Origin of the sequence: Nocardioides pollutisoli, from assembly GCF_040045055.1 — a bacterium.
Lineage (GTDB): Bacteria > Actinomycetota > Actinomycetes > Propionibacteriales > Nocardioidaceae > Nocardioides > Nocardioides tweenelious.
The window spans coordinates 2,861,452-2,886,961 of sequence record NZ_JBDZDU010000001.1 but is presented as its reverse complement, the minus strand read 5'-3'; the positions used below and the strand labels follow the sequence as shown (position 1 = coordinate 2,886,961).

33 protein-coding genes and 1 tRNA gene are annotated in these 25,510 nt (G+C 70.8%); 12 read left to right on the top strand and 22 right to left on the bottom strand.

The window, feature by feature from the left end:
- Window positions 1-77: 77 nt before the first annotated feature.
- The 3 genes from bcp to ABLE68_RS14165 all read left to right on the top strand — a co-directional run bounded on the left by bcp (window position 78) and on the right by ABLE68_RS14165 (window position 1,323).
- A complete protein-coding gene (gene bcp / locus ABLE68_RS14175; protein ID WP_348872175.1) occupies window positions 78-554 on the top strand; it encodes a thioredoxin-dependent thiol peroxidase in 477 nt (158 codons plus the stop codon).
- On the top strand, window positions 554-1,144 hold the full coding sequence (locus ABLE68_RS14170) for a maleylpyruvate isomerase N-terminal domain-containing protein (RefSeq protein WP_348872174.1): 591 nt from the start codon (window positions 554-556) through the stop codon (window positions 1,142-1,144). Before bcp ends, ABLE68_RS14170 begins: the two co-directional genes overlap by 1 nt.
- A gap of 105 nt (window positions 1,145-1,249) precedes the next feature.
- A tRNA-Leu gene (locus ABLE68_RS14165) sits at window positions 1,250-1,323 on the top strand.
- 1 nt (window position 1,324) lies between these two features.
- Here the strand turns inward: ABLE68_RS14165 and ABLE68_RS14160 are convergent.
- From ABLE68_RS14160 to ABLE68_RS14130, 7 genes are all read right to left on the bottom strand, one after another.
- Complete coding sequence (locus ABLE68_RS14160; protein ID WP_348872173.1) at window positions 1,325-1,900, bottom strand: lysophospholipid acyltransferase family protein; 576 nt, start codon at window positions 1,898-1,900, stop codon at window positions 1,325-1,327.
- Window positions 1,897-2,502, bottom strand: a complete 606-nt coding sequence (gene rdgB / locus ABLE68_RS14155; RefSeq protein ID WP_348872171.1) for an RdgB/HAM1 family non-canonical purine NTP pyrophosphatase — start codon at window positions 2,500-2,502, stop codon at window positions 1,897-1,899. Before rdgB ends, ABLE68_RS14160 begins: the two co-directional genes overlap by 4 nt.
- Before the next feature lie 10 nt (window positions 2,503-2,512).
- Window positions 2,513-3,235 carry a ribonuclease PH gene (rph, locus tag ABLE68_RS14150; RefSeq protein WP_348872170.1) on the bottom strand — a complete coding sequence of 241 codons (723 nt, stop codon included), beginning with the start codon at window positions 3,233-3,235 and terminating at the stop codon, window positions 2,513-2,515.
- On the bottom strand, window positions 3,232-4,002 hold the full coding sequence (locus ABLE68_RS14145) for an SGNH/GDSL hydrolase family protein (RefSeq protein WP_348872167.1): 771 nt from the start codon (window positions 4,000-4,002) through the stop codon (window positions 3,232-3,234). Before ABLE68_RS14145 ends, rph begins: the two co-directional genes overlap by 4 nt.
- Window positions 4,003-4,072: 70 nt before the next feature.
- Entirely contained in the window at window positions 4,073-4,867 is a 795-nt protein-coding gene (locus ABLE68_RS14140) for an ABC transporter permease (RefSeq protein WP_348872165.1), read from the bottom strand.
- 1 nt (window position 4,868) lies between these two features.
- Complete coding sequence (locus ABLE68_RS14135; protein ID WP_348872163.1) at window positions 4,869-5,678, bottom strand: ABC transporter permease; 810 nt, start codon at window positions 5,676-5,678, stop codon at window positions 4,869-4,871.
- Window positions 5,675-6,577, bottom strand: a complete 903-nt coding sequence (locus ABLE68_RS14130) for an ABC transporter ATP-binding protein (RefSeq protein ID WP_348872160.1) — start codon at window positions 6,575-6,577, stop codon at window positions 5,675-5,677. The genes ABLE68_RS14135 and ABLE68_RS14130 overlap by 4 nt, the downstream gene beginning before the upstream one ends.
- Window positions 6,578-6,706: 129 nt before the next feature.
- Here ABLE68_RS14130 and ABLE68_RS14125 point away from each other — a divergent pair, with 129 nt between their 5' ends.
- Entirely contained in the window at window positions 6,707-7,861 is a 1,155-nt protein-coding gene (locus ABLE68_RS14125) for a sensor histidine kinase (RefSeq protein ID WP_348872159.1), read from the top strand.
- A complete protein-coding gene (locus tag ABLE68_RS14120) occupies window positions 7,858-8,523 on the top strand; it encodes a response regulator (RefSeq protein ID WP_348872158.1) in 666 nt (221 codons plus the stop codon). The genes ABLE68_RS14125 and ABLE68_RS14120 overlap by 4 nt, the downstream gene beginning before the upstream one ends.
- A gap of 2 nt (window positions 8,524-8,525) precedes the next feature.
- On the opposite strand, the gene ABLE68_RS14115 is transcribed toward ABLE68_RS14120, so the two are convergent.
- The 3 genes from ABLE68_RS14115 to ABLE68_RS14105 are packed head-to-tail and all read right to left on the bottom strand — an operon-like array spanning window position 8,526 to window position 10,556.
- Window positions 8,526-9,296: an MBL fold metallo-hydrolase gene (locus ABLE68_RS14115; RefSeq protein ID WP_348872157.1), complete on the bottom strand. Its 771-nt coding sequence runs from the start codon at window positions 9,294-9,296 to the stop codon at window positions 8,526-8,528.
- The gene (murI, locus tag ABLE68_RS14110) at window positions 9,293-10,114 is read right to left on the bottom strand and encodes a glutamate racemase (protein WP_348872156.1); all 822 of its coding nucleotides are present in this window, start codon (window positions 10,112-10,114) and stop codon (window positions 9,293-9,295) included. Before murI ends, ABLE68_RS14115 begins: the two co-directional genes overlap by 4 nt.
- 52 nt (window positions 10,115-10,166) lie before the next feature.
- Entirely contained in the window at window positions 10,167-10,556 is a 390-nt protein-coding gene (locus ABLE68_RS14105; protein WP_348872155.1) for a winged helix-turn-helix transcriptional regulator, read from the bottom strand.
- A gap of 102 nt (window positions 10,557-10,658) precedes the next feature.
- On the opposite strand from ABLE68_RS14105, the gene ABLE68_RS14100 reads away from it, so the two are divergent.
- Complete coding sequence (locus ABLE68_RS14100) at window positions 10,659-11,516, top strand: SDR family oxidoreductase (RefSeq protein WP_348872153.1); 858 nt, start codon at window positions 10,659-10,661, stop codon at window positions 11,514-11,516.
- Between the two features lie 27 nt (window positions 11,517-11,543).
- A complete protein-coding gene (locus tag ABLE68_RS14095; protein ID WP_348872152.1) occupies window positions 11,544-12,566 on the top strand; it encodes an alkaline phosphatase family protein in 1,023 nt (340 codons plus the stop codon).
- Here the strand turns inward: ABLE68_RS14095 and ABLE68_RS14090 are convergent.
- From ABLE68_RS14090 to clpS, 9 genes are all read right to left on the bottom strand, one after another.
- Complete coding sequence (locus ABLE68_RS14090) at window positions 12,563-13,540, bottom strand: ribose-phosphate diphosphokinase (protein ID WP_348872150.1); 978 nt, start codon at window positions 13,538-13,540, stop codon at window positions 12,563-12,565. The genes ABLE68_RS14095 and ABLE68_RS14090 overlap by 4 nt on opposite strands.
- A gap of 86 nt (window positions 13,541-13,626) precedes the next feature.
- On the bottom strand, window positions 13,627-14,577 hold the full coding sequence (locus tag ABLE68_RS14085; RefSeq protein WP_348872147.1) for a PLP-dependent cysteine synthase family protein: 951 nt from the start codon (window positions 14,575-14,577) through the stop codon (window positions 13,627-13,629).
- Window positions 14,574-15,131, bottom strand: coding sequence for an NYN domain-containing protein (locus tag ABLE68_RS14080; RefSeq protein WP_348872145.1), 558 nt, complete (start codon window positions 15,129-15,131; stop codon window positions 14,574-14,576). Before ABLE68_RS14080 ends, ABLE68_RS14085 begins: the two co-directional genes overlap by 4 nt.
- 110 nt (window positions 15,132-15,241) lie before the next feature.
- Window positions 15,242-15,514 carry a MoaD/ThiS family protein gene (locus tag ABLE68_RS14075; RefSeq protein ID WP_348872144.1) on the bottom strand — a complete coding sequence of 91 codons (273 nt, stop codon included), beginning with the start codon at window positions 15,512-15,514 and terminating at the stop codon, window positions 15,242-15,244.
- Window positions 15,515-15,524: 10 nt separating this feature from the next.
- The gene (locus tag ABLE68_RS14070; protein ID WP_348872142.1) at window positions 15,525-15,971 is read right to left on the bottom strand and encodes a M67 family metallopeptidase; all 447 of its coding nucleotides are present in this window, start codon (window positions 15,969-15,971) and stop codon (window positions 15,525-15,527) included.
- Between the two features lie 19 nt (window positions 15,972-15,990).
- The gene (locus ABLE68_RS14065; protein ID WP_348872141.1) at window positions 15,991-16,458 is read right to left on the bottom strand and encodes an NUDIX hydrolase; all 468 of its coding nucleotides are present in this window, start codon (window positions 16,456-16,458) and stop codon (window positions 15,991-15,993) included.
- A gap of 1 nt (window position 16,459) precedes the next feature.
- Window positions 16,460-16,807, bottom strand: a complete 348-nt coding sequence (locus ABLE68_RS14060) for a hypothetical protein (protein WP_348872140.1) — start codon at window positions 16,805-16,807, stop codon at window positions 16,460-16,462.
- 180 nt (window positions 16,808-16,987) lie between these two features.
- Window positions 16,988-17,572, bottom strand: a complete 585-nt coding sequence (locus ABLE68_RS14055) for a DUF2017 domain-containing protein (RefSeq protein WP_348872138.1) — start codon at window positions 17,570-17,572, stop codon at window positions 16,988-16,990.
- 10 nt (window positions 17,573-17,582) lie between these two features.
- Complete coding sequence (gene clpS / locus ABLE68_RS14050) at window positions 17,583-17,873, bottom strand: ATP-dependent Clp protease adapter ClpS (protein ID WP_348872137.1); 291 nt, start codon at window positions 17,871-17,873, stop codon at window positions 17,583-17,585.
- 26 nt (window positions 17,874-17,899) lie between these two features.
- Between clpS and ABLE68_RS14045 the strand changes: the two genes are divergently transcribed.
- From ABLE68_RS14045 to ABLE68_RS14035, 3 genes are read left to right on the top strand one after another with little or no spacing between them, the layout of a single operon-like run.
- Window positions 17,900-19,201 (top strand): nicotinate phosphoribosyltransferase, encoded by a 1,302-nt coding sequence (locus ABLE68_RS14045; protein WP_348872135.1) that lies wholly within the window; start codon window positions 17,900-17,902, stop codon window positions 19,199-19,201.
- On the top strand, window positions 19,198-19,773 hold the full coding sequence (locus ABLE68_RS14040; protein WP_348872134.1) for an isochorismatase family protein: 576 nt from the start codon (window positions 19,198-19,200) through the stop codon (window positions 19,771-19,773). The genes ABLE68_RS14045 and ABLE68_RS14040 overlap by 4 nt, the downstream gene beginning before the upstream one ends.
- Entirely contained in the window at window positions 19,766-20,536 is a 771-nt protein-coding gene (locus ABLE68_RS14035) for an enoyl-CoA hydratase (RefSeq protein WP_348872133.1), read from the top strand. The genes ABLE68_RS14040 and ABLE68_RS14035 overlap by 8 nt, the downstream gene beginning before the upstream one ends.
- An 87-nt stretch (window positions 20,537-20,623) precedes the next feature.
- On the opposite strand, the gene ABLE68_RS14030 is transcribed toward ABLE68_RS14035, so the two are convergent.
- Window positions 20,624-22,459: a bifunctional metallophosphatase/5'-nucleotidase gene (locus ABLE68_RS14030; RefSeq protein ID WP_348872131.1), complete on the bottom strand. Its 1,836-nt coding sequence runs from the start codon at window positions 22,457-22,459 to the stop codon at window positions 20,624-20,626.
- A 105-nt stretch (window positions 22,460-22,564) separates the two neighbouring features.
- On the bottom strand, window positions 22,565-23,092 hold the full coding sequence (locus tag ABLE68_RS14025) for a DUF1697 domain-containing protein (RefSeq protein ID WP_348872130.1): 528 nt from the start codon (window positions 23,090-23,092) through the stop codon (window positions 22,565-22,567).
- 54 nt (window positions 23,093-23,146) lie between these two features.
- Between ABLE68_RS14025 and ABLE68_RS14020 the strand changes: the two genes are divergently transcribed.
- Window positions 23,147-23,563, top strand: coding sequence for a MarR family winged helix-turn-helix transcriptional regulator (locus tag ABLE68_RS14020; RefSeq protein ID WP_348872129.1), 417 nt, complete (start codon window positions 23,147-23,149; stop codon window positions 23,561-23,563).
- Complete coding sequence (locus ABLE68_RS14015; RefSeq protein ID WP_348872127.1) at window positions 23,560-24,807, top strand: MFS transporter; 1,248 nt, start codon at window positions 23,560-23,562, stop codon at window positions 24,805-24,807. The genes ABLE68_RS14020 and ABLE68_RS14015 overlap by 4 nt, the downstream gene beginning before the upstream one ends.
- Here the strand turns inward: ABLE68_RS14015 and ABLE68_RS14010 are convergent.
- On the bottom strand, window positions 24,804-25,493 hold the full coding sequence (locus ABLE68_RS14010) for an RDD family protein (RefSeq protein ID WP_348872126.1): 690 nt from the start codon (window positions 25,491-25,493) through the stop codon (window positions 24,804-24,806). The genes ABLE68_RS14015 and ABLE68_RS14010 overlap by 4 nt on opposite strands.
- Between the last annotated feature and the right edge of the window lie 17 nt (window positions 25,494-25,510).

The following is a 25,510-nucleotide window of genomic DNA, read 5'->3' as shown; positions in this document are numbered from 1 at the left end:
TCTCCTGGAGTACGGCTGGTTGTATTGGTGCCGACCCTACGTTATTGCACATCGTTTGCGACAAGGAGTTCTGAACCGTGAGCCAGCGCCTCTCCCCCGGTGACACCGCCCCCGAGTTCACCCTGCTCGACGACACCGGCGCCGAGGTGGCGCTCGGCGACTTCCTGGGTCGCAAGGTGATCGTCTACTTCTACCCGGCTGCGATGACCCCGGGCTGCACCAAGCAGGCCTGCGACTTCACCGACTCCCTCGACTCCCTGCAGGCCGCTGGCTACGAGGTCGTCGGCATCTCTCCGGACAAGCCGGAGAAGCTCGCGAAGTTCCGCGAGCGCGATGGCCTGACCATCACGCTCCTGTCCGACCCGGACAAGAAGGTCCTCGAGGCGTACGGCGCGTTCGGCGAGAAGAAGCTCTACGGCAAGACCGTCACCGGCGTGATCCGCTCGACGGTCGTCGTCGACGAGGACGGCAAGGTCTTCCTCGCGCAGTACAACGTGAAGGCCACCGGCCACGTCGCCAAGCTCCGCAAGGACCTCGAGCTCAACCTCGCCTGATGTCGACCTACCTGTCGGCCGCGCGGGCCTTCGCGGCGCAGGTCCGCGCGCTCCCTGACGACCTCTCCGGTCCGGGGCTCGGCGACTGGGACCTGCGCGCGCTCGCCGGCCACACGAGCCGTTCGCTGGTCACGGTCATCACCTACCTGCAGCAGCCCGTGGACGACGTCGCGGTCGAGAGCGCGGCGGCGTACTTCGCACTGCTCGGGTCCTCCGGGGTGACCGCCGGCGAGGAGGTGACGGCGCGTGGCGTGGCGGCGGGTGAGGCGATGGGCGCCGACCCGGCGGCGTACGTCGACGGCCTGCTGGACCGGGTGACCGCCGATCTGGCCGCGGTCGACGGCGACCCGGTGATCACCACCGCCGCGGGCGGGATGCGGCTCAGCGACTACCTGCCCACCCGCACCTTCGAGCTGGTCGTGCACGGGCTCGACATCGCGTCCGCCACCAGCTCTTCGTGGACGCCGCCGCCGGATGCCCTCGCGGAGGCGGTTTCGCTCGCGGCCGAGGTCGCGGTGCTCACCGGGTCGGGAGTCGACCTGCTCCGGCTCGCGACGGGCCGCTCTACCGCGGGGATCTCGATCGTCTGACCCGGGCGCCTCGTCGTACCTGACGTACGTGTCGCGAAATCGCCCGACCCACGACACCTACGTCAGGTGCGCGGACGACCAGCGCCTCTGGGAGACTGCTCCCGCGCGCCCGTAGCCCAATTGGCAGAGGCACCAGGTTTAGGTCCTGGCCAGTGCGAGTTCGACTCTCGCCGGGCGCACTCAGCCCTCTTCGCGCAGCCGCGGGATCGTGGTCTGCTCGGGCTTGAAGCCGGTCTTGTCGGCGAAGAACTCCCGGATCCGGTCCATGTCGGCGGAGACGTCGCCGGTGGGCGGGAACGTCGGACCCCAGCCCACGGTGCGCGACGGGGCGTCGAGGAAGGCCAGCGTGATGGGGAGGCCGGTCTGCTGGGAGATCCGGTAGAAGCCGGACTTCCAGTAGTCACCCTTGCTGCGGGTGCCCTCGGCGGCGATGCCGAGCAGGAAGGTCTCGTCGGTCTCGGCGTCCTCGAGCAGCGCCCGGATCGTGGCACCCGGGTTGTCGCGGTCGAGCTCGACGGCTCCGCTGGCGCGCATGATCGGGGCGAGCGGCCCCTTGAAGAACGAGTCCTTGACCAGCAGCCGGATCTGCACGCTGTTGTCCCACGCGAGCAGCATCGTGAGCACCCAGTCCCAGTTGGACGTGTGCGGTGCCCCGACCAGGATGCCCTTGCGCGGGACCTCCCCGACGGTCTTCCAGCGCGAGAGCTTCAGCAGCAGGCGGGCGAGGTTGCGCCGGACGAAGAAGTGGCGCCTCATGACGTCAGCATCCGCGCGACGATCGGCGCCATCCGACGAAGCGCCCAGCCGCGGTGCGAGATCGCGTCCTTGTCCTCGCGCGAGAGCTCCGCGGTCGTGAACCCGGGCCGGTCCTCGGCCTCGAACAGCACGTCGTAGCCGAACCCGCCGCTCCCCCGGACCTCGCGGATCACCCGGCCCGGCATCACCCCGTCGACGACGCACTCCTCGCCGTCGGGGTGGACGAAGGCGACGGCGCACTTGAAGTGAGCAGTACGCCGCTCGTCGGGTACGTCGGCCAGCTGGGCCAGCAGCAGCTCGTTGTTGCGGTCGTCGCTCTTGGGGGGACCGGACCAGCGGGCGGAAAGCACGCCCGGCATGCCGTTCAGCGCGTCGACGCAGATCCCGCTGTCGTCGGCGAGCGAGGGCAGACCCGTGGCAGCGAGGCCGGCGCGGGCCTTGAGCAGCGCGTTGCCCTCGAACGTCGCCTCGTCCTCGACCGGCTCGTCGTAGTGCTCGACGTCGTCGAGCCCGAGCACCTCGATCTCGGGGAGGTGCTCACGCAGGATGCGCGTCATCTCCTCGATCTTCTTGGCGTTGCGCGAGGCGAGGAAGACCTTCACAGCTGCCCCCTCATGACCGCAGCGCCTCCTGCTGCATGCGCGTCAGGTCTGCGCAGCCCTTCTCGCCCAGGGCGAGCAGTGCGTCGAGCTCGGCGCGGTCGAAGGCCGCCCCCTCGGCGGTGCCCTGCACCTCGACGAACTTGCCCTCGCCGGTCATCACGATGTTCATGTCGGTCTCGGCCCGGACGTCCTCGACGTAGGGCAGGTCGAGACGCGGTGTGCCGTCGATGATGCCGACGCTGACGGCCGCGACGGAGCCGGTGAGCGGCTCGCCCTTCAGCGCGCCGGTCGAGCGCAGGTGGCTGACGGCGTCCGCGAGGGCGACGTACGCCCCGGTGATCGCGGCGGTGCGGGTGCCGCCGTCGGCCTGGAGCACGTCGCAGTCGAGCTGGATGGTGTTCTCCCCCAGCGCCTGGTAGTCGATGACGGCGCGCAGCGAGCGGCCGATCAGCCGGCTGATCTCGTGGGTGCGACCACCGATCCGGCCCTTGACCGACTCGCGGTCCGAGCGGGTGTTCGTCGACGCGGGGAGCATGGCGTACTCGGCGGTGACCCAGCCGAGGCCGGAGCCCTTGCGCCAGCGCGGCACGCCCTCGGACGCGGAGGCCGCGCACAGCACCTTCGTCTTGCCGAACTCCACGAGCACCGAGCCCGCCGCGTGGTCGAGCCAGTGGCGGGTGATCGTGATGGATCGGAGCTCGTCGTCGGCGCGGCCGTCTTCGCGTGCAGTCATGCACCGACCCTAGTGCGCCCCACCCTCCGGTCCGCGACGGCCATCCGGACCGCCCACGGCGCGAGGTCGCGGGCCCGTCGGCCGACCCACGGTCCACCCTCGGCGACCATCCAGGCGACGTCGCGACGCCAGCTCGGGTCGCAGCCGCCGTCGGGCTCCAGGCTCGGCACCCCGCAGGCCAGTCCCTCGTCGCGGAGGAGGTCGGCGTACAGATGCGCGAGCGCCCGGTGCCCCAGCTCGGAGGGGTGCAGGCGGTCGACCGACCAGAACCGCCGGGTGAGCACCTCGGGCCGGGTCGCGAGGTCCAGCCGCACCCCGCCGTACGTCGCGACGACCTCGTCGTAGACACGGTTGACGGCCTCGATCCTCGCGGCGAGCGGGCGGCGCAGGATCCCCGGCAGGCCGAAGACCGCACCGTGGTCGTGGAACCGCGCGGTCACCAGCAGCGCGCCGGCGTCGTGCAGCGCCTCGGCCGACGTCATCAGGTCGCCCCGGATCCGCTCCGGGTCCCACGTCGACCGCATCGTGTCGTTGACCCCGACGATCAGCGAGGCGACGTCCGGCCGGTGCGCGACCGCGTCGGCGAGCTGCTCGCGGCGGACGTCGGCGGACGTCGCACCCGAGACCGCCAGGTTGCAGAACGACACGTCGTACGACGTCCCGAGCGCGTCGGCGAGCAACCTGGCCCAGCCGCGCCACCCGCCCGGGACCGGGTCGCCGATGCCGTACGTCGTGCTGTCACCGAGGGCTGCCAGCCGCAGGTACATGCCCTCAGCGTTGCCCGGCCCGGTGCGCGGCCACTGCCGCGAGGTGTCGTGTCGGGCAACCCTCGATGAACTACTTCACCTCGGCGCGCAGCACCCGGCGGATGCCGATCGCCAGCGGGATGACCAGCCAGATGAAGCCGGAGACGAAGAGCTGTCCCCACTCCGACCCGTCGAGCGACATGTCGTAGAGCGGTCCCTGCGCGGACTGGAAGTCGATCCAGGGCGCGATCTTGTCGAACCACGCCATCAGCGCCGCTCCGAGCGCGATCAGCCCGGGCAGGACCCAGCGGTAGACGAAGAACACCACGATCGCCGCGGGGGTGTTGAGCAGCATCGCCGCGAGCGCGAAGCCACCGAGCATCGCGAGGTTCTGCGTGATCAGGAAGCCGAAGAAGCCGGCCCACCCGAAGGTCCAGTCGAAGCTGCCCTGCAGCGCGCCGTACAGCAGGTTGCAGATCAGCCCCACGACCAGCGCCATCGCGATGGTCGCGAAGGTGAGGATCACGCCGACGACCGCCTTGGCGGCGATCACCAGCGGCCGCCGGGGCTCGAGCGCGAAGGTGACCATCGCGGTGCGCTGGCTCCACTCGGTGGTGACCACCATGATCCCCAGGACGGGCAGCAGGATCGAGGTGACGAACGCCGCCGCCGCGACGAACGTGCCGTAGTCCATGGCCTCGTCCTGGACCACGGTGATCGCGAGCACGATGCCCTCGGTGGCCACGACGAGCAGCCCGATCACGGCGAGGAGCCAGAAGCCGGCCCGGGTGTCGTAGGACTTGCGCAGCTCCACCATGACCAGCCGGTGGAAGGGCGTGCGCGGTGTCTGCGAGATGTCGAGCACGCCGAGCTGTGCCGTCGTCATCTCACTTCACCTCCGCGCGCAGGACACGGTAGAAGCCGATGGCGAGCGGTACGACGAGCCAGATGAAGCCGGAGACCGCGAACTGCGCCCAGTCCTTGCCGGTCATCGTCGCGTCGACCAGGGGACCCTGGGCGTCGTTGAAGTCGATCCACGGCTGGATCTTGGAGAACCAGTCCATCAGCGCCGCACCGAGAGCGAACAGCCCCGGCAGGACGAACGAGTAGACCATGTAGATCACGATCGCGGCGGGGGTGTTGAGGAGCAGCGCGGCGAACGCGAACCCGGTCAGCATGCCGACGATCTGGAACAGGACGAAGCCGGCGGTGTGGGCGACGCTCGCGTTCCACACGGTCGGGTCGGTCGACAGCGCCCCGTAGACCACGTTGCAGATCGTCGCGAGCACCAGGGCGATCGCGACCGCGGCCACGGCCAGCACGAGGCCGACGACGAGCTTGGCCAGGATGATCCGCGGTCGCCGCGGCTCGAGGGAGAAGGACACCATCGCGGTGCGCTGGCTCCACTCGCTCGTCAGCAGCATGATGCCGATCACCGGCAGCAGCAGCGCGATCGAGAAGTTCGTCGAGGTCAGGAAGCTGTTGTAGCTCAGGAAGACGTCGTCCTGGACGACCCCGACGATCGTCTGGATCACCATGACCGCTGCGCACAGGACGGCGGTGGAGATCAGCAGCCACATGCCGGCGCGGGTGTCGTACGCCTTGCGCATCTCGACCCGGACCAGTCGGAGGAACGGCGTCGGCTCGGTCGACGAGACGTCGATCGTCGGGCCGACGGCGGGAGCGGTGGCGCTCATGCCGATTCCCGCTGGGTCTCGGCGGTGAGCTCGAGGAAGAGGTCCTCGAGGCCACCCTCGGCGCTGCGCAGGTCGGTGAGGACCACGGACGCCTCGAGGGCGGTGCGGCCCACCTCGACCGTCTCGGCCTCGACACGCAGCCCCTCGCCCGCGCTCGCCACGGTGATGCCCTTGGCGGACAGCGCGGCGCTCAGCGCCGCGTTGTCGAGCGCGGTGACGAACGACGTCGCGACACCCTTGGCAGCACCGGCGAGCAGCGACTTCTTGTCACCCTGGGCGACGATCTTGCCGTTGCCGATCAGGATCATCTCGTCGGCGATCTGCTCGACCTCGTGCAGGAGGTGGCTGCTGAGCAGCACCGTGCCGCCGCGCTCGGCGTAGCCGCGCAGGAGGCCACGCATCCACCGGATGCCGGCCGGGTCGAGCCCGTTGGCCGGCTCGTCGAGGATCAGCACGGACGGGTCGCCGAGCAGGGCGTGGGCGATCCCGAGCCGCTGCTTCATGCCGAGGGAGTAGTTGCGCAGCCGACGCTTCGACTCCTGCGGGGTCAGCGAGACCAGGGCGAGCATCTCGTCGACCCGCGTCTCCGGCAGGCCCATCGTCCGGGCGCCGATCTCGAGGATCTCCCGGCCGGTGCGGCCGGCGTGCTGCGCCGACGCGTCGAGGAGCACGCCCACGTGGCGACCCGGGTTGGGGATGTCCTTGTAGAGGTGCCCGCCGATGGTGACGCGCCCCGAGCTGGGGGGCGTGAGGCCGACCATGACGCGCATCGTGGTCGTCTTGCCGGCGCCGTTGGGACCGAGGAAACCGGTCACCGTGCCGGGCTGGCAGACGAAGCTGACGTCGTCGACCGCTGTGAACGTGCCGTACTTACGGGTGAGCCCTTCGACCGTGATCATGACCCCAGCCTGCCTGACCCGGCCACGTCGCGCATCGACCCCGAGGCGCGACACGCGGCGACCAAAGTAGGGGTCAGGCAGCGACCGGAGCAGCCTCCGCCCGCGTCGTACGACGCCTAGCCTTGCGGGGTGGACCGCCCCGCACCCGAGGAGTACCAGCCGCCGCTGCGGCTGTGGAGCCACGCGTGGCGGCTCGCGCTCATCCTGGCCATCTCGGCCGTGGCCTGGCTCCCGATCTCGACCGACCAGGCGCACATCTCCGAGCTCTGGGTGCTGGCCGACCTCACGCTCGGCGCGGCGTCGGTCGTGCTGGTCTTCTACCGACGCCGGTGGCCGGTCCCGGTCGCCCTCGCGCTCACCCTGGCCAGCGCGGTGTCGGGCACCGCCTCGGGACCGGCCGTCCTCGCGGTCGTCTCCGTGGCGACCCGGCGGCGGTGGCGGGAGATCGCCCTGGTCGGGTCGGTCGCCTTCGCGGCCAGCCAGTTCTTCGCCACCGTGCTGCCGACCGGCGACGACACGGTGTGGGTCTCCCTCACCGTCAACGTCATCTCCACGACGGCCGTCCTCGCCTCGGGCATGTACATCGGGTCGCGACGCGAGCTGATGTACACCCTGCGCAACCGGGCCGAGCGGGCCGAGGCCGAGCAGGAGCTGCGGGTGCGGCAGGCCCGCAGCCAGGAGCAGGCGCGGATCGCGCGCGAGATGCACGACGTGCTCGCGCACCGGATCTCCCAGATCTCGATGCACGCGGGCGCACTCGCCTACCGCGACGGGCTGACCCCGGAGGAGGTCCGCGACAGCGCCGAGGTGATCCGCGACAAGGCCCACGAGGCGCTGAGCGACCTGCGCGGCGTCCTCGGCGTGCTGCGCGACGGCACGACCGGCGAGCCGACGCTGGCCCCGCAGCCGACGTACGCCGACCTCTCGTGCCTGCTCGCCGAGGCCCAGGAGTCCGGGCTCCGGACCGAGTTCGAGGACCTCGTCGAGGAGGCCGTGCCGGAGGCGGCGGGTCGGACGATCTACCGGATCGTGCAGGAGGGCATGACCAACGCCCGCAAGCACGCACCCGGGGCGCTGCTCACGATCCGGATCAGCGGCACGCCCGACGACGGGCTCGAGGTGCTGCTGTGCAACCCCGTCGGGTTCGGACCGACGAGGACGCCGGGGTCGGGCCTGGGGCTGATCGGGCTCGCCGAGCGCGCCGAGCTGCGAGGCGGCCGGCTCACTGCAGGTCGTGAGGGCCCGACGTTCGTGCTGCACGGCTGGATACCGTGGGCGGCATGATCACTCGGGTCCTGGTCGTCGACGACGACCCGCTGGTGCGCTCGGCGCTCGGGCTGATGCTCGGCGGCCAGCCCGACATCGAGGTGGCCGGCGAGGCGTGCGACGGGCTGGAGGGTGTCCGGCTCGCCGGCGAGCTGCACCCCGACGTCGTGCTCATGGACATCCGGATGCCGCGCCTCGACGGTCTCGGCGCCACCCGGGAGCTGCACGCTCGGCCGGACCCGCCGAGGGTGATCGTGCTGACCACGTTCGACGCCGACGAGCACGTCGTCGAGGCGCTGGCTGCGGGAGCCGACGGCTTCCTGCTCAAGGACACCCCGCCGCCCCAGATCATCGAGGCGATCCGCAAGGTCGTCGACGACGAGCCGATGCTCTCCCCGTCGGCGACCCGGACCCTGATCCGGCGACTGCGCACCGACTCCGACGAGGCCGACGAGGCGGGGCGCGAACGCGCCGAGCAGGCCCGGGACCTCCTCGCCACCCTGACCGAGCGCGAGCGCGAGGTCGCCGGAGCGGTCGGACGCGGGCTCAGCAACGCGGAGATCGCCGGCGAGCTCTACCTCTCGGTCCCGACCGTGAAGGCGCACGTCTCCCGGCTATTCGACAAGCTCGCGGTCACCAACCGGGTGCAGATCGCGATCACGGTCCACGACGCGAGCTGACCTCAGAGGTCGTACGTCGCTCCGGCGCGGGCGAGCTCGACCGGACCGGCGTAGGCCGTGACCGCCTCGGCGAGCGCGTCCTGCGGGTCGTGCCAGGGCGGGACGTGCGTGAGCACCAGGCGCTTGGTGCCGGAACGGGCGGCGACCTGGCCGCTGTCGGTGCCGGTCAGGTGCAGGTCGGGTGGGTTGGAGTCGGCCGAGCGGAAGGACGCCTCGGCGAGCAGGAGGTCGGCGTCGCGGGCGACGTCGTCGAGGGCCGGGCACGGACCGGTGTCACCGGTGTAGGCGACGGTCGCGCCGTCGGCGCTGACCCGGAGGCCGAACGCGGGCACCGGATGGGCGACCGGCACGGGCTCGATCGTGAAGGGTCCGAGCTCGACGGGACCCTCCCACTCCCGGAAGTCGAACTCCTCGGTCATGCCCGGGTCGAGCGGCAGGTCGTAGGCGCGGGCCATCCGGTCGGCGGTCCCGACCGGTCCCCAGACCGGTATCCGCGGCTGGGCGCCGTCGGGGTGGTACTTGCGGAGCACGTAGTAGCCCGCGAGGTCGAGGCAGTGGTCGGCGTGGAGGTGGCTGAGCAGCACCGCGTCGACCGCCAGCGGGTCGGCGTACTTGTGCAGGGCACCGAGCGCACCGCTGCCGAGGTCGAGCAGGACCCGCCAGGTGCGGACGTCGCCCTCGGGCGTCGGAGCGTCGGCCTCGACCAGGTAGCAGCTGGCCGGCGACTCCGGTCCGGGGTAGCTCCCCGAGCAGCCGACGATGGTGACCTTCATGCCAGTCCCCCGACGAACTGGGAGGCAGCGACCATCTCGGGCCCGAGGAAGCGGCGGCCGATCGTCTCGAACTCGTCGGGCGAGCCCGTGGTGAGGAAGGAGTACGTCGGCACGCCGCCGGGCCGGATCAGGTCGGTGTGCACCAGCATCTTGTAGACGTCCTTGGCGCACTCCTCCGCACTGCTGACCAGGGTCACGTTGTCGCCCACGACGTAGGAGATCACGCCGGTCAGGAGGGGGTAGTGGGTGCAGCCGAGGATCAGCGTGTCGACGCCCTCGGAGATCAGGGGATCGAGGTAGTCGTGGGCGTAGCCGAGCAGCTCGTCGCCGGAGGTCACGCCCTGCTCGACGAAGTCGACGAAGGTCGGGCAGGCGCGCACCGACAGCGAGACGTGGGGTGCGGCGGCGAAGGCGTCCTCGTAGGCCATCGACTCCGCGGTGGCCCGGGTGCAGATCACGCCGATCCGTCCGGTGCGGCTGGCCGCGACGGCGCGACGGGTCGCGGGATAGATCACCTCGACGACCGGCACGTCGTAGCGCTCACGGGCGTCGCGGAGCATCGCCGCGCTGGCGGAGTTGCACGCGATGACCAGCGCCTTCACGCCCCGCTCGACCAGGTGGTCGAGGCACTCGAGGGCGTACTCACGCACCTCGCCGATCGGCTTGGGTCCGTAGGGCTGCCGGGCCGTGTCGCCGACGTACACGATCGACTCGTGCGGCAGCTGGTCGATCACCGACCGCGCGACGGTCAGCCCACCGAACCCGGAGTCGAAGATCCCGATCGGAGCGTCTCGGAGCGCGGCGGTCTGGTCAGGCACGAAGGCAAGGCTAGGGGCTGCCACCGACCGGCGCACCGCGTCGCGACGCAGGTCACGCGTGCTCGTCGTCACCCTGGGCGTCGGGTCGCGCGAGGATCTGGTCGGCGTGGTGGGCCACCCAGACCATCAGCGGCATCAGCTGGTCGGTCAGCTCGCGGCCGAGCGGGGTGAGGGAGTACTCCACGTGCGGGGGCACGACCGGGCGCGCGTCGCGCAGCACCAGCCCGTCCTGCTCGAGGGTCCGCAGCGTCTGGGCGAGCATCTTCTCGCTCACCCCCTCCGCCCGTCGCCGCAGCTCGCTCCACCTCAGGGGCGCACCGTCGGAGAGCGAGGCGAGCACGAGCGGCGCCCACTTGCTCATCACGTGGTCGAGGACCTCGCGGGTCGGGCACCCGCGGGTGAAGGCCTGGTCGGGGAACGCCGACGCCACACTCACTCCCATGCCAGTACCTTACTTCAAAGTGGGTACTAACTCCAGGGAAGTATGGGCCACGACGGATAGTTGGACCGGGTGACAGCTCCGCACCGATCGAAGGATCCCTCCATGACCGTCCTCGTCACCGCCGCCTCCGGCCACCTCGGCCGACTCACCGTCCTCGCTCTCCTCGACCGCGGTGTCCCCGCGGCTGAGGTCGTCGCCACCGCCCGCGACCTCGCCACCGTCCAGGACCTCGCCGATCTCGGCGTCCAGGTCCGTAGGGCCGACTACGAGGACGCGGCCTCGCTGGACGCGGCCTTCGCGGGCGTGGACCGGGCCGTGCTGATCTCCTCGAACGCCGTCGGCGGTCGCCTGACCCAGCACCGCACCGTGATCGAGGCCGCGACCCGCGCGGACGTCGACCTCCTCGCCTACACGAGCATCCTGCGCGCCGACACCAGCGCCCTCGCGCTCGCCGAGGACCACGTCGCCACCGAGGACCTGCTCAAGCAGAGCGGCCTGCCGGTCGTGCTGCTGCGCAACGGCTGGTACCTCGAGAACTACACCGAGAACGCCGCCCCGGCCCTCGCGACCGGTCAGGTCATCGGCTCGGCCGGCGAGGGCCGCATCAGCGCCGCCGCCCGCCAGGACTTCGCCGAGGCCGCCGCGGTGGTGCTCGCGGGCGGTGAGCACGGCGGGGCCGTCTACGAGCTCGCCGGCGACGAGGCCTTCACGATGACCGAGTACGCCGCTGCACTCTCCGCCGCGACCGGGCGCGAGATCGGCTACACCGACCTGCCCGTGGAGGAGTACGCCGCGATCCTGACGTCGGCAGGCGTGCCCGCGGCGTTCGCCCAGGTGCTCGCCGACTCCGACCACGGCATCTCCCGGGGCGAGCTCGAGGACCACTCCGGCGACCTCGCCCGGTTGATCGGGCGTCCGACCACCCGGCTCGCCGACGCGGTGCGCGGGATCGACGGCTGAGCCCCGCTCCCCCGTAGCGTGGGGCGGGTGCGTCGTACTCCTGCAGCCCTGGCCCTGACGGCCGCCCTCGCCCTGGTCGTGCCCGCAGGCGCGGCGTGCAGCCAGCCCGTGGAGCGCCCCGCTCCGACGAGCACGACCCGGGTGCTGGCGATCTCGGTCGACGGGCTCAACACCGACGCGATCAGCGAGCTCGGCGCCGAGGGCGCACCCACGTTCCACCGCCTGCTCGACGAGGGGGCCGGCACCCTCAACGCGCGCACGGAGCACGAGCAGACGGTCACGCTGCCCAACCACACCGGGATGATGACCGGCCGCCGGGTCGACGCGGCCCGGGGCGGCCACGGCGTCACCTGGGACGACGACCGGACCTCGATGACCGTGCAGAAGGCGGCAGGCCACCCGGTGTCGTCGGTCTTCACCGTCGCGCACGCGGCCGGCGGTGCCACCGCGCTCTTCACGACCAAGGAGAAGTTCGGCCTCTACGAGAGGTCGTGGCGTGCCGGCATCGACCGCTACGAGGTCGACGAGGACCAGGCGCAGCTGGTGAAGGACGTGCGGGCCGACCTCGTCAGCGCCGACCGGACGTTCACCTTCCTGCACGTGTCGCTGCCGGACCGCTTCGGCCACCAGTACGGCGGGATGTCACCGCAGTACCTCGCCGCCGTGCAGCGCACCGACGCCCAGCTCGGCAGGCTGCTGAAGACCATCCGCAAGGACGCAGGGCTCCGCCAGGACCTGGTGGTCGTCCTCACCGCCGACCACGGCTTCGCACCCGGCCTGCTCGACCACTCGGGCAGGACCACGCTCGCCAACTACCGGATCCCGTTCCTGGTCTGGGGTGCCGGCGTCACCCAGGGCGACCTCTACGACCTCAACCCCGCCTACAAGGACCCGGGCACCAAGCGGCCGACGTACGCCGCGAAGAGGCAGCCGGTCCGCAACGCCGACGTCGCCGACCTCGCGGCGGGGCTGCTCGGGCTGGAGGCCGTGCCGGGCAGCGAGATGGACGCCGACCAGTCGCTGGTCGTGACGGCCGAGCCGACCCGTTAGTCGAACAGACGCGGCTGGGGCGGTCCCAGCGACGGGTCGACGCCGTCGAAGAGGCTGCTCACCGACTCGCCGGCGTGGATCCGCTCGATCGCCTGCGCGAACAGGCCGGCCACCGAGCGCACCGTGAGCTCGGGCCAGTCCGTGGGTGGCGGCACCGTGTCGGTCGTGATGACCTCGGTGATCATCGGGTGCCCGCGGAGCCTTTCGAGCGCCTTGCCGACGAAGAGGCCGTGCGTGCACGCGACGGCAGCATCGGTGCAGCCCTGGTCGGCGAGGCGGTCGAGCAGCTCGAAGATCGAGCCGCCCGTCGCGATCTCGTCGTCGAGGATGATCGCCCTGCGGCCTGCGACGTCGCCCACGATCGCGTCGATGACGACCTGGTCGTCGGCCAGCCGCTTCTTGCTGCCGGCCGCCACGGGCAGGCCGAGCAGGCGGGCGAACTGGGTGGCGGTCTTGGCGTTGCCGAAGTCCGGCGAGACGACGACGGCGTCGGTGAGGTCCTGGCCCTGGAAGTGGTCGGCCAGGACGCCGAGCGCGGTCAGGTGGTCGACGGGGACCGAGAAGAAGCCGTGCACCTGTGGAGCGTGGAGGGTCATCGTCAGCACCCGGTCGACGCCGGCCGCGACCAGCATGTCGGCGACCAGCCGACCCCCGATCGAGATCCGCGATGCGTCCTTCTTGTCGGAGCGCGCGTAGGCGTAGTACGGGATGACCACCGAGATCTGGGCGGCCGACGCGCCCCGTGCTGCGTCCACCATCAGCAGGAGCTCCATGAGGTGCTCCTGCGTGGGCGGTGACAGCGGCTGGACGATGTAGACGTCGCGCTGGCGGCAGTTGGCCTGCAGCTGGGCCTGGAGGCAGTCGTTGCTGAACCGGGTCATCTCGACCGAGGAGAGCTCGACGCCGAGGGCGTCACAGATCGCGGTGGCGAGGGGACGGTGAGCGCTGCCGCTGAAGACGACGATCTCGCGCAAAGGTGCTCCTGGAAGCAGGGCCGGGCCGTGGTGCGTTCAACGTAACCTGAGGGAGGGTCTGCCGCCCATAGTCCGTCCGGGGTGGATCAGGCCCAGAGCTGGCCCTCGAGCCGGTCCTCGGCCTGGTCGATGGTGCCCTCGTAGGCGCCGGTCGAGAGGTACTTCCAGCCACCGTCGCAGACCACGAAGGCGATGTCGGCGCTCTCGCCGGCCTGGACGGCCTTGGCTGCCTGACCGAGCGCGGCGTGGAGGATCGCGCCGGTCGAGATGCCGGCGAAGATGCCCTCGAGCTCGAGCAGCTCGCGCACCCGGCGTACGGCGTCGCGGGGACCGACCGAGAAGCGCGAGTCGATCAGGTCCGCGTCGTACAGCTCGGGGACGAAGCCCTCGTCCAGGTTGCGCAGGCCGTAGACGAGCTCGCCGTACCGCGGCTCGGCGGCGACGATCCTGACCTCGGGCTTGGCCGCCCGGAAGAAGCGGCTGACGCCCATCAGCGTTCCGGTGGTGCCGAGGCCGGCCACGAAGTGGGTGATCGACGGCAGGTCGGCGAGCAGCTCGGGCCCGGTGCCCTGCTCGTGGGCGAGGGCGTTGGCGGCGTTGCCGTACTGGTAGAGCATCACCCAGTCGGGGTGCTCCGCCGCCACCTGCTTGGCGACCCGGACCGCCTCGTTGGAGCCGCCGGCCGCGGGCGAGGACACGATCTCCGCGCCCCACATCCGCAGCAGCTGACGCCGCTCCTCCGAGGTGTTCTCGGGCATCACGCAGACGATCCGGTAGCCCTTGAGCTTGGCCGCCATCGCCAGCGAGATGCCGGTGTTGCCGGACGTCGGCTCCAGGATCGTGCAGCCGGGGCGGAGGCTGCCGTCCTTCTCCGCCTCCTCGATCATCCGCAGCGCCGGGCGGTCCTTGATCGAGCCGGTCGGGTTGCGGTCCTCGAGCTTCGCCCAGAGGCGCACGTCGGGGTGGGGGGACAGCCGCGGCAGCCCGACCAGCGGGGTGCCGCCGACCGAGGCGAGGAGGTTGTCGTAGCGCGTCATCTCAGGAAGGTCTCCGGGTCGAAGTCTGCCAGCGGGATGATCCGGACCCGCGGCAGCGGCTGGGTGAAAGCGCGGACGTCGTCCTCGAGGTCGTAGAGGGGAAGGCCGAGCGCCGTGAGCTGCGAGCTCATGTACTCGCGGAAGCCGATCAGGCCGACCCGACGGTGCCCGTCGACCAGGCCCGCGAGCGACTTCACGAAGTCGGCGTCGTGGCTGACCAGCAGCACGTCGGCGTCGTCGTGGTCGACGAGCGCAGCGAGGGTGCGCTGGATGCCGATGTCGACGACCTTCTCGTCGCCGGACCCGGCCAGCGGCACCGGCCGGTAGTCCATCGCGAGCAGTGCCTGCACGAACGCCTGCGGCATGTGGCCGCCCGACGCGTTGAGGAAGAACAGTCCGGTCGCGGGCTGGTCGAGGACCTGCTCGGCGTACGCCGTCAACCGCTCCCAGCGCGGTCGTTCCTCGGGAGCAGGACGCCGGCCGAGCAGGGAGTTGCCGAGCGTCGCGTCGATGTTCTCGCCGTCGACGAGGACGAAGGTGCGACGCTCGCTCATAGTTGCTCGATCCTGTCAGTCACTGGGTCTCGACACGCGGGTCACGGCTTCGCAAGCTCAGCCGTGCCGCTCGCTCGACCACCATCAGCGAGTTCGCTGACGCGTCCTCGCTACCCCCCGGCGACAGCGGGCAGGACGACGACCTGGTCGCCGTCCTTGAGCTCGGCCTCGAGGCCGCCGATGAAGCGGACGTCCTCGTCGTTGATGTAGACGTTGACGAAGCGGCGCAGGTCGCCGTTCTCGATCAGGCGGTCCTTGATGCCGGGGTGGTTGACCTCGAGGTCGTCGATCAGGGCGGTCAGGCTGGCGCCCTCGCCGTTGACCGCCTTCTCCCCGTCCGTGTAGGTGCGCAGGATGGTCGGGATCCGGACCTCGATGGCCATGGGTTGCTCCTCAGCTGCTCTCGTTGCGTGGCTCGAGATCGTCGACCACGGTGACGTCTTCCTCGGTCACCTCGCCGTCGACGATTCTGTAAGACCTGAACTCCACGGGACCGTCGTTATTCCCGTGCTCACGGGTGCTCACCAGCACATAGTGTGCCCCCGGCTCGCTCGCGAGGCCGATGTCGGTGCGGCTGGGGTAGGCCTCGGTGGCGGTGTGGGAGTGGTAGACGACCACGGGCTCCTCGTCGTTCTGGTCCATCTCCTTGTAGAGCTGGAACAGGTCGGTCGAGTCGAACTCGTAGAACGTCGGGCTGCCCGCGGCGTTGACCATCTCGACGAACCGCTCCGGGCGGTCGCTGCCCTCCGGGCCGGCGACGATGCCGCAGGCCTCGTCGGGGTGGTCGCGCTTGGCGTGCGCGACGATCGCGTCGTACGTCGCGCGGTCGATGGTCAGCACGGCGACAAGACTAGGGGGATCAGGTCCGGAAGCGCGCCGCGGTCTCACCCGCGAGCGCATCGTCGATCCGCTCCCGCAACCAGTCCGCCATCGGGGGCAGCGCGTCGACCGGCCACCAACGGACGTCGGTGTTCTCGTCGTCGGCGACCCGGGCCTCACCGCTCACCCAGGTGCAGTCGAAGGTCAGGTCGAGGTAGACGCCGAGGTCGCCGTTGCCGTGCTCGACCTGAGGGCTGGCACTCACCGAGACCAGCCGGTCGACGGTGACGACGACGCCGGTCTCCTCGAGGGCCTCGCGGGCCGCCCCGATCGCGGGCTCCTCCCCCGGGTCGAGGATGCCGGTGACCGGCGCCCACTCACCGTTGTCGGCGCGCAGGGTGAGCAGCACCTCACCCTCGCGGCGAACGACCGCCGTGACGGCGGGCAGCCACAGCTCGTGGGTGCCGACCAGCTCCCGGAGCGCGGCGACGAACGGCGGGATCGGCATGTCAGCAGTCGAACTCGGCGACGACGTGGACGGTCTTCTGCTTGCCGTCGACCAGGGTGACCGCGTCCGCGTCAGCAGTCGCCCCGGTTCCCTTCTTGTCCGCCTTGATGCCGTCGCCGGTCTGCGAGGTGTAGGTCGCACCGTCCGCGGACACGGTGACGGTCGCCGGGAAGTCTTGCTCCTTCGGCAGGACCGACACGGTCGTGGCACTGTCCTTGCTGGAGGTGCTGTACGACGCCCCGCGGCCCTTGCTCGTGGCCGACGTCGCCTCGCCGGACCACGTCGCCTTCACGTCGCCGGTCAGCGTGACGTCGGCCGTGCAGTCCGAGGTCTTCTCACGTCCGCTCACGCCCGATCCGGACGAGGACGACGACGCTGCTGACGGGCTGTCGCCGTCGCTGTCACTTCCACTGCAGGCGGACACGGAGCCGAGAAGTGCGCAGATTGCAGTCACGGCCAGGACGTTGCGGGTCATGGTCATGCGCCCGAGTCAAGCAGACGCCTGGGCACCGTGCCCAACCGGTCAGCGTCAGTCGGTCAGAGCGCCGATGAGGGTCTCCTGGAGGTAGCCGACCCACTCGTAGATGTCGTGCGCCTGGGCGCGTGGGTCGTCGTCCGGGAGGTTCTGCCAGTACAGCTCGTCACCCTCCTCGACCTCGAGCCGGGTGGCGAGCGCGAGCCGCAGGTCGGTGAACGACCGCATCCAGGTCTCGGCCGTCGGCTCGTCGAGCTCGACGTCGATCACGAGACCGTCCTCGCTGAGCTCGGGCGGCAGCCCCGCCTCCTCGAGCCCGTCGATGATCGCGACCGCGGCGGCCGCCTTGCCGTCGCGCAGCGTGCCCTCGGTGAAGCGGCGGAACTCCGATGCCGCCTCCTCGTCGCTGGGGTAGGCGGTCGGGAAGAGCCGGGCGAGCACCGGGTCCTCGGGCTCCTGGGTGGGGCCGGAGAAGTCGAGCATCGCCTCGAGGGGGTCCACGCCCTCGCGCGGGACGGCTGCCTCGTTGCGGAGCAGCTCGACCAGCTGGGAGGCCAGCGAGCGCAGCAGGTCGGCCTCGAATCCGGCGAAGTTCGCGATGATCAGCCTGCTGCGGCGGTGACGGTGGAAACCGGTCATCCTCGGCGGCTCACTCTTGACGGTCCATCGTGGCCCAGAGGCCGTACTCATGCATCGCCTGCACGTCACGCTCCATCGCCTCGCGGGTGCCGTGGCTGACCACGGACTTGCCGTCCTCGTGGACCTCCATCATCAGCTTCTCCGCCTTCTTCTCGGGGTAGCCGAAGTACTTCTGGAAGACATAGGTGACGTAGGACATCAGGTTGACCGGGTCGTTCCACACGATCGTCACCCACGGCTTGGCAGTGAGGGTGATCTCGTCGGGAGTGAGGGTCGGCTCGACCTCGACGGGGGCAGACACGAAACCATGTTGGCACACTGTCGGTCGTGGCCCACTCCACCGCCCCGAGCAGTGCCCTCCTGACCGACCACTACGAGCTGACGATGCTCCAGGCTGCCCTGCGCTCGGGCACCGCGAGCCGTCGTTCCGTCTTCGAGCTCTTCCCGCGCCGACTGCCGGAGGGTCGGCGGTACGGCGTGGTCGCGGGCGTCGGCCGAGCCCTGGACGCGATCGAGGCGTTCCGGTTCGACGCGGCGACGCTGGCGGCCCTGGAGGGCGTGGTCGACGCGCCCACGCTCGACTGGCTCGCGTCGTACCGCTTCACCGGTGACGTGTGGGGCTACGCCGAGGGCGACGCCTACTTCCCGCACTCCCCCGTGCTGATGGTGGAGTCGTCGTTCGCGGAGGCCGTGCTGCTCGAGACCGTCCTGCTGTCGATCTACAACCACGACTCGGCGATCGCGTCCGCGGCGTCCCGGATGACCCTCGCCGCGGGCGGGCGCCCGTGCATCGAGATGGGCTCGCGTCGTACGCACGAGGAGGCGGCGGTGGCGGCCGCGCGCGCGGCGTACGTCGCCGGCTTCACCGCGAGCTCCAACCTCGCGGCCCGGCAGCGGTACGGCGTGCCGACGACCGGCACCAGCGCGCACAGCTTCACGCTCCTGCACGACACCGAGGCCGAGGCCTTCCGCGCGCAGGTCGACGCGCTCGGGGTCGGGACCACGCTGCTCGTCGACACCTACGACATCGCCGCGGCCGTGCGGCTCGCGGTCGAGGTCGCGGGCCCCGGGCTCGGCGCGGTCCGGATCGACTCCGGCGACCTCGGCGTGCTCGCCCAGCAGGTGCGGGAGCAGCTCGACTCGCTCGGCGCGACCGGCACGCGGGTGATCGTGACGAGCGACCTGGACGAGTTCGCCATCGCCGCCCTGGCGGCGGCCCCGGTGGACGGCTACGGCGTCGGGACCCAGCTCGTGACGGGCAGCGGCCACCCGACCTGCGGGTTCGTCTACAAGCTCGTCGCCCGCGAGTCGGAGTCGGGCGAGATGATCTCCGTCGCCAAGCGCAGCGTCGACAAGGAGTCGGCGGGCGGGCGGAAGTACGCCCTGCGCCGCCGCTCCGCCGCCGGGGTGGCCGAGGCGGAGGTGATCGGGGTCGGCTCACCTCCGGTCGACGACGGCGACGACCGCCCGCTGCTGGTCCCCCTCGTGCGCGACGGCGAGGTCGTCGGGCGCGAGTCGCTGGAGGCGGCGCGGGACCGGCACGCTGCCGCGCGGGCCGAGCTGCCCGTCGAGATCCAGCAGATGTCGCGCGGGGAGCCCGTCATCCCGACGGTTACTGTCGGACCATGACGCGCGCGTTGATCGTGACCGACGTCCAGAACGACTTCTGCGAGGGCGGCTCGCTCCCGGTGGCCGGCGGCGCTGCCGTCGCCGCCGACATCGGGACGCTGCTGCGGTCGTGGGTGGCGGCCGGACCCGAGGCGCCGACGTACTCCCACGTCGTGGCGACCAAGGACCACCACGTCGACCCGGGCTCGCACTGGTCGGCGGACCCCGACTTCGCGGCGTCGTGGCCGGTCCACTGCGAGGTCGGCACGGACGGGGAGGCGTTCCACCCGAACCTCGACCCGCAGCCGTTCGACGCGATCTTCCTCAAGGGCGAGCACGCGGCGGCGTACTCCGGCTTCGAGGGCGTCGACCCGGACGGCGTCGGTCTCGCCGACTGGCTCCACGCCCACGACGTGGTCGAGGTGGACGTCTGCGGGATCGCCACCGACTACTGCGTCCGGGCGACCGCCCTGGACGCGGTGGCCGCGGGGTTCTCGACCCGGTTGCTCGTCGACCTGGCCGCCGGCGTCGCTCCGGACACGACCGCGACCGCTCTCGCGGAGATGCGCGCGGCGGGTGTCGACGTTGTCTGACCTCGAGGTCCGCGTCGAGGACGACGCCCTGTGGCTGACCTTCAACCGGCCCGAGATCCTCAACGCCGTCGACGGCGCCATGATGGTGGCGCTGGCCTCGGAGCTCGAGGGCGTGCGCGGGCGTGAGGACGTGCGGGTCGTCGTCATCACCGGCACCGGCGCGGGCTTCAGCGCCGGAGCCGACATGGCCTCGCTGCGGCTCGCACCGGAGCACCCGGTCGAGACGATGGACGGCGCCAACCGGGTGATCCGGGCCGTCGTCTCCTGCCCGGTCCCGGTGCTTGCGGCGGTCAACGGCATCGCGGCCGGGGTCGCCTGCTCGGCCGCCCTGGCCTCCGACATCATCGTGGCCGCGGAGTCCGCCGCCTTCCTGCTGCCCTTCACACGCCTCGGGCTGATGACCGACGGCGGGTCGTCGTACACCGTCGCGGCGTCGATCGGCCGGGCGCGCGCGATGCGGATGGCGCTGCTCGCCGAACCGCTCTCGGCGGCCGAGGCCCTGTCTGCGGGCCTGATCACCCATGTCGCACCCGACGCGGAGTTCGCCGACCTGGTCGCTCGCCTGGCCCGCCGACTCGCGCGCGGTCCCCTGATCGCCCAGAGCGCGATCAAGAAGGCGATCAACGCCGCCACCCTCCCCGACCTCGAGGCCGCCCTCGACCGCGAGCACTCCGGCCAGCGCGCCCTCTTCACCACGGCCGACTTCGCCGAGGGGCTCGATGCCTTCACCGGGGGCCGGAAGCCGGTCTTCCGCGGCGAGTGAGCCGGCGTCGCACCTGACGTACGTGCTCCGATCCGGCCGGAACCGCGACATCTACGTCAGGTGCGACGGACCCCGGCCCGCCGCGACTCAGCTGACGGTGATCGCGGCGCCCCCCGAGACGAGCCGCCAGTCGACGGAGGCGAAGTCGGCGGGGTCGATGGTCTCGTTGGCGGTGACCCAGTCGATGAGCAGCTGCCGGATCTCGTTCTGCCGGTTGTAGACGACCGGGGCGGTGGAGACCGCCGGGAAGCCGCCGCCACCGGACTGGCGGTAGTTGTTGACCGCCATCACGAACTGCTGGTCGTCGGTCACGGCGACGCCGTCGTACTTCAGGTCGAGGATCCGGCTGTCGACCGGCTTCGAGATGTCGATGTCGTAGGTCAGCGGGGCGTCGAGGCCGGCGACCGCGTCGTAGTTGTAGTCGGGCGTGCCGTTGGGGGCGGTCGGAGTGACCGCGTTGGTCACCTGGTCCATCGTGAACGGGCCGGTGCCGGAGACCTGCTTGAAGTAGCGCGCGGAGTACTCCAGGTAGGCCTTCACGTCGGCCCCGGACACCTTCACGCCGAGCAGCGTGTTGTCGTAGATGTAGAGCCCCGCGACGTCGCGCACGGTGACCTGGCCGGACGGGAACGACGCCGCCCGGTTGAACGGCGCCGCGATCGACAGCACGGGCAACGACGCATCGGCACCGGTCAGTCCGGCCTTGACCGCGTCGGCCTGCACGAAGTTGACGAAGTCGATGATCGGCACGTCCTCGACGACGGCGCGCGCGGCCAGCAGCTCCTCGGTCGAGGTGCCGACCGGCGAGTTCACGTAGTCGACGACGGTGTCGTGCTGGCTCTGCACCGCAGCCGCGACGGCCGGGTCCGCGTCGACGGTGTTGGAGTTGAGCAGCTGCGAGCCGGACGCGACGAGCAGCCACTTCGACCTGCCGTGCTTCGTGTAGGTCTCCTGCACGATCAGGTCCATGACCGCGACCCGCATGCCCCAGTAGTAGGGCTCGCACAGCAGCACCTGCTGGCCGGTCTTCTCGTTGCGGACGAACGACTGCGGGACCTCGAGGTGCGCGTGGCCGACCAGGATCGCGTCGACGTGCGGCACCTGGGCCGCGACCAGCGAGGCGGCGTTCTCCGGGTAGGGCAGTGCGTCGCCGTACGACGAGGAGGTGCTCGCCCCGGAGTGGGCCGACACGATGACGAGGTCGCAGCCCTTCTTCTTCATCTCGGGCACGAACTTCTTCGCCTGCTCGACCAGCCCGGGGAACTCCATCCTCCCCTCGACGTTGGCCTTGTCCCAGATGGCGATGCCGGGGTTGGTGAGCCCGAGGACTCCGACCTTGAGGGTGCGCCCGCCACCGACCTTGAAGGTCTTGATCACGTAGGGCTGGAACGCCGGGCGCTTGGTCGCGGGGTCGACCGCGTTGGCACCGAGCAGCGGGAAGTCGAGCTGCTCCTCGAAGGTCCGCAGGGTGTCGATGCCGTAGTTGAACTCGTGGTTGCCGAGCGCGGCGGCGTCGTAGCCGACCAGGTTCATCGCCCGCGCCATCGGGTGCTTCACGGTCGTCGAGATCGGGTCGATCTTGGCGTAGTAGTAGGCCAGCGGCGTGCCCTGGATCGTGTCGCCGGCATCCAGGGTGAGGATCGGCTCCCCGCGCCGCTCCTTGCGCATCGCCTTGATCAGCGTGGTCGCCTTCGCGAGCCCGATGTCGTCGTGCTTGGCGTTGTCGAACTCGGCGTTCTTGAAGTAGTCCCAGTTGTAGACGTTGCCGTGCAGGTCGGTGGTCCCGAGCACGGTCAGGCGCACGCGCTTCTTCGGCTTGGCCCGGTCGTAGGCATCGCCGTACGACGGGGTGGCGTAGCCGGCGGCCGCGAGCGCGGCGCCTCCGGTGACTCCACCAGCAAGGACGGCACGGCGCGACGGCATGGCTTCAGACAAGGTGTTCCTCCCGAGAACGGACCAACTGACAGGACGTTCTATCCCGGAGCGTCCGTCGAGGACAAGGACCTCAGGCGTGTCGACACGCGAAGTTCACGAACCCCACTTCTTCGCGAGCGCCTCGATGACGGTGAGGTTGCGGTTGGTCGCGACACCGCAGTGCTTCTCCACGATCGCGTTGGTCAGCCTGGCCTCGTGGTAGTTCTCGCCCAGCAGCAGGTGGATCGCGCGGCCGCCGACCTTCGCGACCTCGTCGGCGGTCGACACCTCGCCCAGCTTCTCGACCGCGGCCGCCGACGGTGCCTCCTTGAGCAGCGAGACGTAGTGCTTGCCGCCGTGCCCGAAGGACGCCGCTTCCTCGGCGATCTCGACCAGCTCCTTCGGCGTGAAGACGATCGTCGGGACCTCGAACCCGCGGTCGGCGAGGAACGCCTTCTCCAGGGCCGCCTCGACCTTCGCGCGTGATCGCATCGACGTGGTCAGGCGGACGTTGCCGGTGTTGATGTAGGTCTCGACGTCGGTGCCGCCGGCGGCCTCGACCGCGGCCTTGATCGCGTCCTTCGGGAACTTGCGCGTCGCACCGAGGTTGATCGCCCGGAGGAACGCCACGTAGGTCGGCATGGTCACATCCTGCCGGACTAGATTTACATAGGTTCCCTATGTAATGTGGGAGCCATGACCGACACCGAGCTCGCCAGCGACCTGGTCGTCTACGCGGCCCGGCTGGTGCGCGCCGTACGCCGCGAGCTCGAGCTGCCTGCGGGGACACGGGTCATCTCGCTCCTGGACCAGTACGGCCCGCTCGGCATCACCCAGCTCGCCGACCTCGACCGCTGCTCGCAGCCGACCATGTCGGCCGCGGTCAGCCAGCTGGTCGAGCAGGGCTGGGTGACCAAGGAGCGCAACCCCGACGACGCACGCAGCAGCGTGATCACGCTGTCGGACGCCGGTCGCGACGAGCTCAACCGGGTCCGCCGCCGCCACGGCGAGCGGGTCGCCGAGCTCGTCGCCGCCCACCCCGACCTCACCACCGATGACCTCGCGACGGCCGTGGCCGTGCTCCGGGGCATCCTTTCGGAAGGAAGTTCGTGAGTCACCACGCCACGTCCACCGAGCCCGACCAGGGCTCCTTCTTCAAGCAGCCCCGCGCCGTCTGGGCGGTCGCCTTCGCCTGCGTGATCGCCTTCATGGGCATCGGGCTCGTCGACCCGATCCTCAAGGACATCGCCGCCCAGCTCGACGCGACGCCGAGCCAGGTCTCGCTGATGTTCACCAGCTACATGGCGATCATGGGCGTCGCGATGCTGGTCACCGGCGTGATCTCCAGCCGGATCGGTGCGAAGCGCACCCTGATCACCGGCCTGGTCCTGATCATCGTCTTCGCCGCGCTGGCCGGCTCCTCCAGCACCGTCGGCCAGATCGTCGGCTTCCGTGCCGGTTGGGGCCTCGGCAATGCGCTCTTCGTCGCCACCGCGCTCTCGACGATCGTCACGGCCGCGTCCGGCTCGACTGCTCGCGCGATCATCCTCTTCGAGGCCGCGCTCGGCATCGGCATCGCCTCCGGCCCGCTGGTCGGCGGGCTGCTCGGCGAGCAGTCGTGGCGCGCGCCGTTCTTCGGTGTCTCGGTGCTGATGGTCATCGCGCTCATCGCGACGTCGGTCTTCCTCCCGAGCACGCCCCCGACCGGACGTCGTACGTCGCTCGCCGACCCGTTCCGCGCGCTGCGCTACCCCGCGCTGCTGCTGACCGGCCTGACCGCGATCTTCTACAACATCGGCTTCTTCACGATCCTGGCCGCGGGCCCGTTCGCGCTTCCGGACGCGAGCATCATCGACATCGGCTGGATCTTCTTCGGCTGGGGCCTGCTGCTGGCGTTCACGTCGGTCTTCGTCGCGCCGCAGGTGCAGAAGCTGATCGGCACCGTGCCGAGCGTGATCACCATGCTCGTGCTGTTCGCGCTCGACCTCGCGATGATCGCGGTCTTCACCGAGCACACGCCGGTCGTGATCGCGGGCATCGTGCTGTCGGGCGCCTTCATCGGCATCAACAACACCCTGATCACCGAGATCGTGATGGGTGCGGCCCCGGTCGAGCGCCCGGTCGCGTCGGCGGCCTACTCCTTCCTCCGCTTCTGCGGCGGCGCGGTCGGTCCCTACGTCGCGCTCAAGCTCGGCGAGAACGTCGGCCCGCACGCGCCGTTCTGGTTCGGCGCCTGCGCCGTCCTGGTCGGCGTCGTGATCCTCACCGCCGGCCGCAAGGTCGTCGCCGGTACGCACGCCCCGGCGGCGCACAGCGCGGCCGAGGCCGAGGCCGAGCTGGTGGGCGACCTCGCCTAACGGATCCGGACGACGTTGGTCCTCGCGGCCTTGTCGTGGAGCGCCTGTCGCTTGTCGTCCCACAACGGCCACAACCCGTCGACCAGGCTGTAGATCCCGGTGAAGTAGCCGACGAACGGGATCGACCCGAGCACGCTCGGCCCGAACTGCGTCAGCCAGCGCAGCAGGATCGTGCCGAGCGGCATCGGACCGGGGACCTCGCGACGTCGTACGCGCAGTCCGAGCAAGAGCTTGCCGGGCGTCGCCTGCTTCCACACCAGGAAGCCGACGTGGTAGATCAGGCTGAGCAGGATCGAGATCAGCCCGATCGCGAGGAAGGTGCCGGCCAGGTCGCTCTGGAGCGAGGTCGCCGACGGCGCGTCGGCTCCTGCGTCGGTCGATGCGCGGAGGTCGTCCCAGTAGTCGCCGAAGGCGTCGCCGATCCGGCCCCAGAACGGCACGCTCGCCAGGACCATGAACGGCAGCAGGAACAGCCCGTCGAGCAGATAGGCGCCGAGCCGCACGCCCCAGCTGGCCAGCGGCTCGCCATCGGGAGTCGTCGCCGGGAGCGGCGCCTGGTAGACCGGCGCGACCGGTGCCGCGGGCGCCAGGTGATCGGTCCAGGCGTTGCCGTCCCACCAGCGCTGCGCGGGCGGCACGCCCGGCGGCGCCTGCGGGTCGGGGTACCAGCCAGCTGGTGTCGACATGGTTCGCACGCTAGCGC

What these genes read in the sequence shown, in the direction of transcription:
- ABLE68_RS14140 (WP_348872165.1), bottom strand. Translation starts at nt 4,867, where the DNA reads ATGACGACGGCACAGCTCGGCGTGCTCGACATCTCGCAGACACCGCGC.
- ABLE68_RS14030 (WP_348872131.1), bottom strand. Translation starts at nt 22,459, where the DNA reads ATGCCGTCGCGCCGTGCCGTCCTTGCTGGTGGAGTCACCGGAGGCGCC.
- ABLE68_RS14075 (WP_348872144.1), bottom strand. Translation starts at nt 15,514, where the DNA reads ATGGCCATCGAGGTCCGGATCCCGACCATCCTGCGCACCTACACGGAC.
- ABLE68_RS14160 (WP_348872173.1), bottom strand. Translation starts at nt 1,900, where the DNA reads ATGAGGCGCCACTTCTTCGTCCGGCGCAACCTCGCCCGCCTGCTGCTG.
- rph (WP_348872170.1), bottom strand. Translation starts at nt 3,235, where the DNA reads ATGACTGCACGCGAAGACGGCCGCGCCGACGACGAGCTCCGATCCATC.
- ABLE68_RS14100 (WP_348872153.1), top strand. Translation starts at nt 10,659, where the DNA reads ATGACCGTCCTCGTCACCGCCGCCTCCGGCCACCTCGGCCGACTCACC.
- ABLE68_RS14105 (WP_348872155.1), bottom strand. Translation starts at nt 10,556, where the DNA reads ATGGGAGTGAGTGTGGCGTCGGCGTTCCCCGACCAGGCCTTCACCCGC.
- ABLE68_RS14135 (WP_348872163.1), bottom strand. Translation starts at nt 5,678, where the DNA reads ATGAGCGCCACCGCTCCCGCCGTCGGCCCGACGATCGACGTCTCGTCG.
- ABLE68_RS14170 (WP_348872174.1), top strand. Translation starts at nt 554, where the DNA reads ATGTCGACCTACCTGTCGGCCGCGCGGGCCTTCGCGGCGCAGGTCCGC.
- ABLE68_RS14080 (WP_348872145.1), bottom strand. Translation starts at nt 15,131, where the DNA reads ATGAGCGAGCGTCGCACCTTCGTCCTCGTCGACGGCGAGAACATCGAC.
- ABLE68_RS14120 (WP_348872158.1), top strand. Translation starts at nt 7,858, where the DNA reads ATGATCACTCGGGTCCTGGTCGTCGACGACGACCCGCTGGTGCGCTCG.
- ABLE68_RS14055 (WP_348872138.1), bottom strand. Translation starts at nt 17,572, where the DNA reads ATGACCGGTTTCCACCGTCACCGCCGCAGCAGGCTGATCATCGCGAAC.
- ABLE68_RS14145 (WP_348872167.1), bottom strand. Translation starts at nt 4,002, where the DNA reads ATGTACCTGCGGCTGGCAGCCCTCGGTGACAGCACGACGTACGGCATC.
- ABLE68_RS14010 (WP_348872126.1), bottom strand. Translation starts at nt 25,493, where the DNA reads ATGTCGACACCAGCTGGCTGGTACCCCGACCCGCAGGCGCCGCCGGGC.
- ABLE68_RS14040 (WP_348872134.1), top strand. Translation starts at nt 19,198, where the DNA reads ATGACGCGCGCGTTGATCGTGACCGACGTCCAGAACGACTTCTGCGAG.
- ABLE68_RS14085 (WP_348872147.1), bottom strand. Translation starts at nt 14,577, where the DNA reads ATGACGCGCTACGACAACCTCCTCGCCTCGGTCGGCGGCACCCCGCTG.
- ABLE68_RS14020 (WP_348872129.1), top strand. Translation starts at nt 23,147, where the DNA reads ATGACCGACACCGAGCTCGCCAGCGACCTGGTCGTCTACGCGGCCCGG.
- ABLE68_RS14130 (WP_348872160.1), bottom strand. Translation starts at nt 6,577, where the DNA reads ATGATCACGGTCGAAGGGCTCACCCGTAAGTACGGCACGTTCACAGCG.
- ABLE68_RS14065 (WP_348872141.1), bottom strand. Translation starts at nt 16,458, where the DNA reads ATGCCGATCCCGCCGTTCGTCGCCGCGCTCCGGGAGCTGGTCGGCACC.
- ABLE68_RS14115 (WP_348872157.1), bottom strand. Translation starts at nt 9,296, where the DNA reads ATGAAGGTCACCATCGTCGGCTGCTCGGGGAGCTACCCCGGACCGGAG.
- ABLE68_RS14025 (WP_348872130.1), bottom strand. Translation starts at nt 23,092, where the DNA reads ATGCCGACCTACGTGGCGTTCCTCCGGGCGATCAACCTCGGTGCGACG.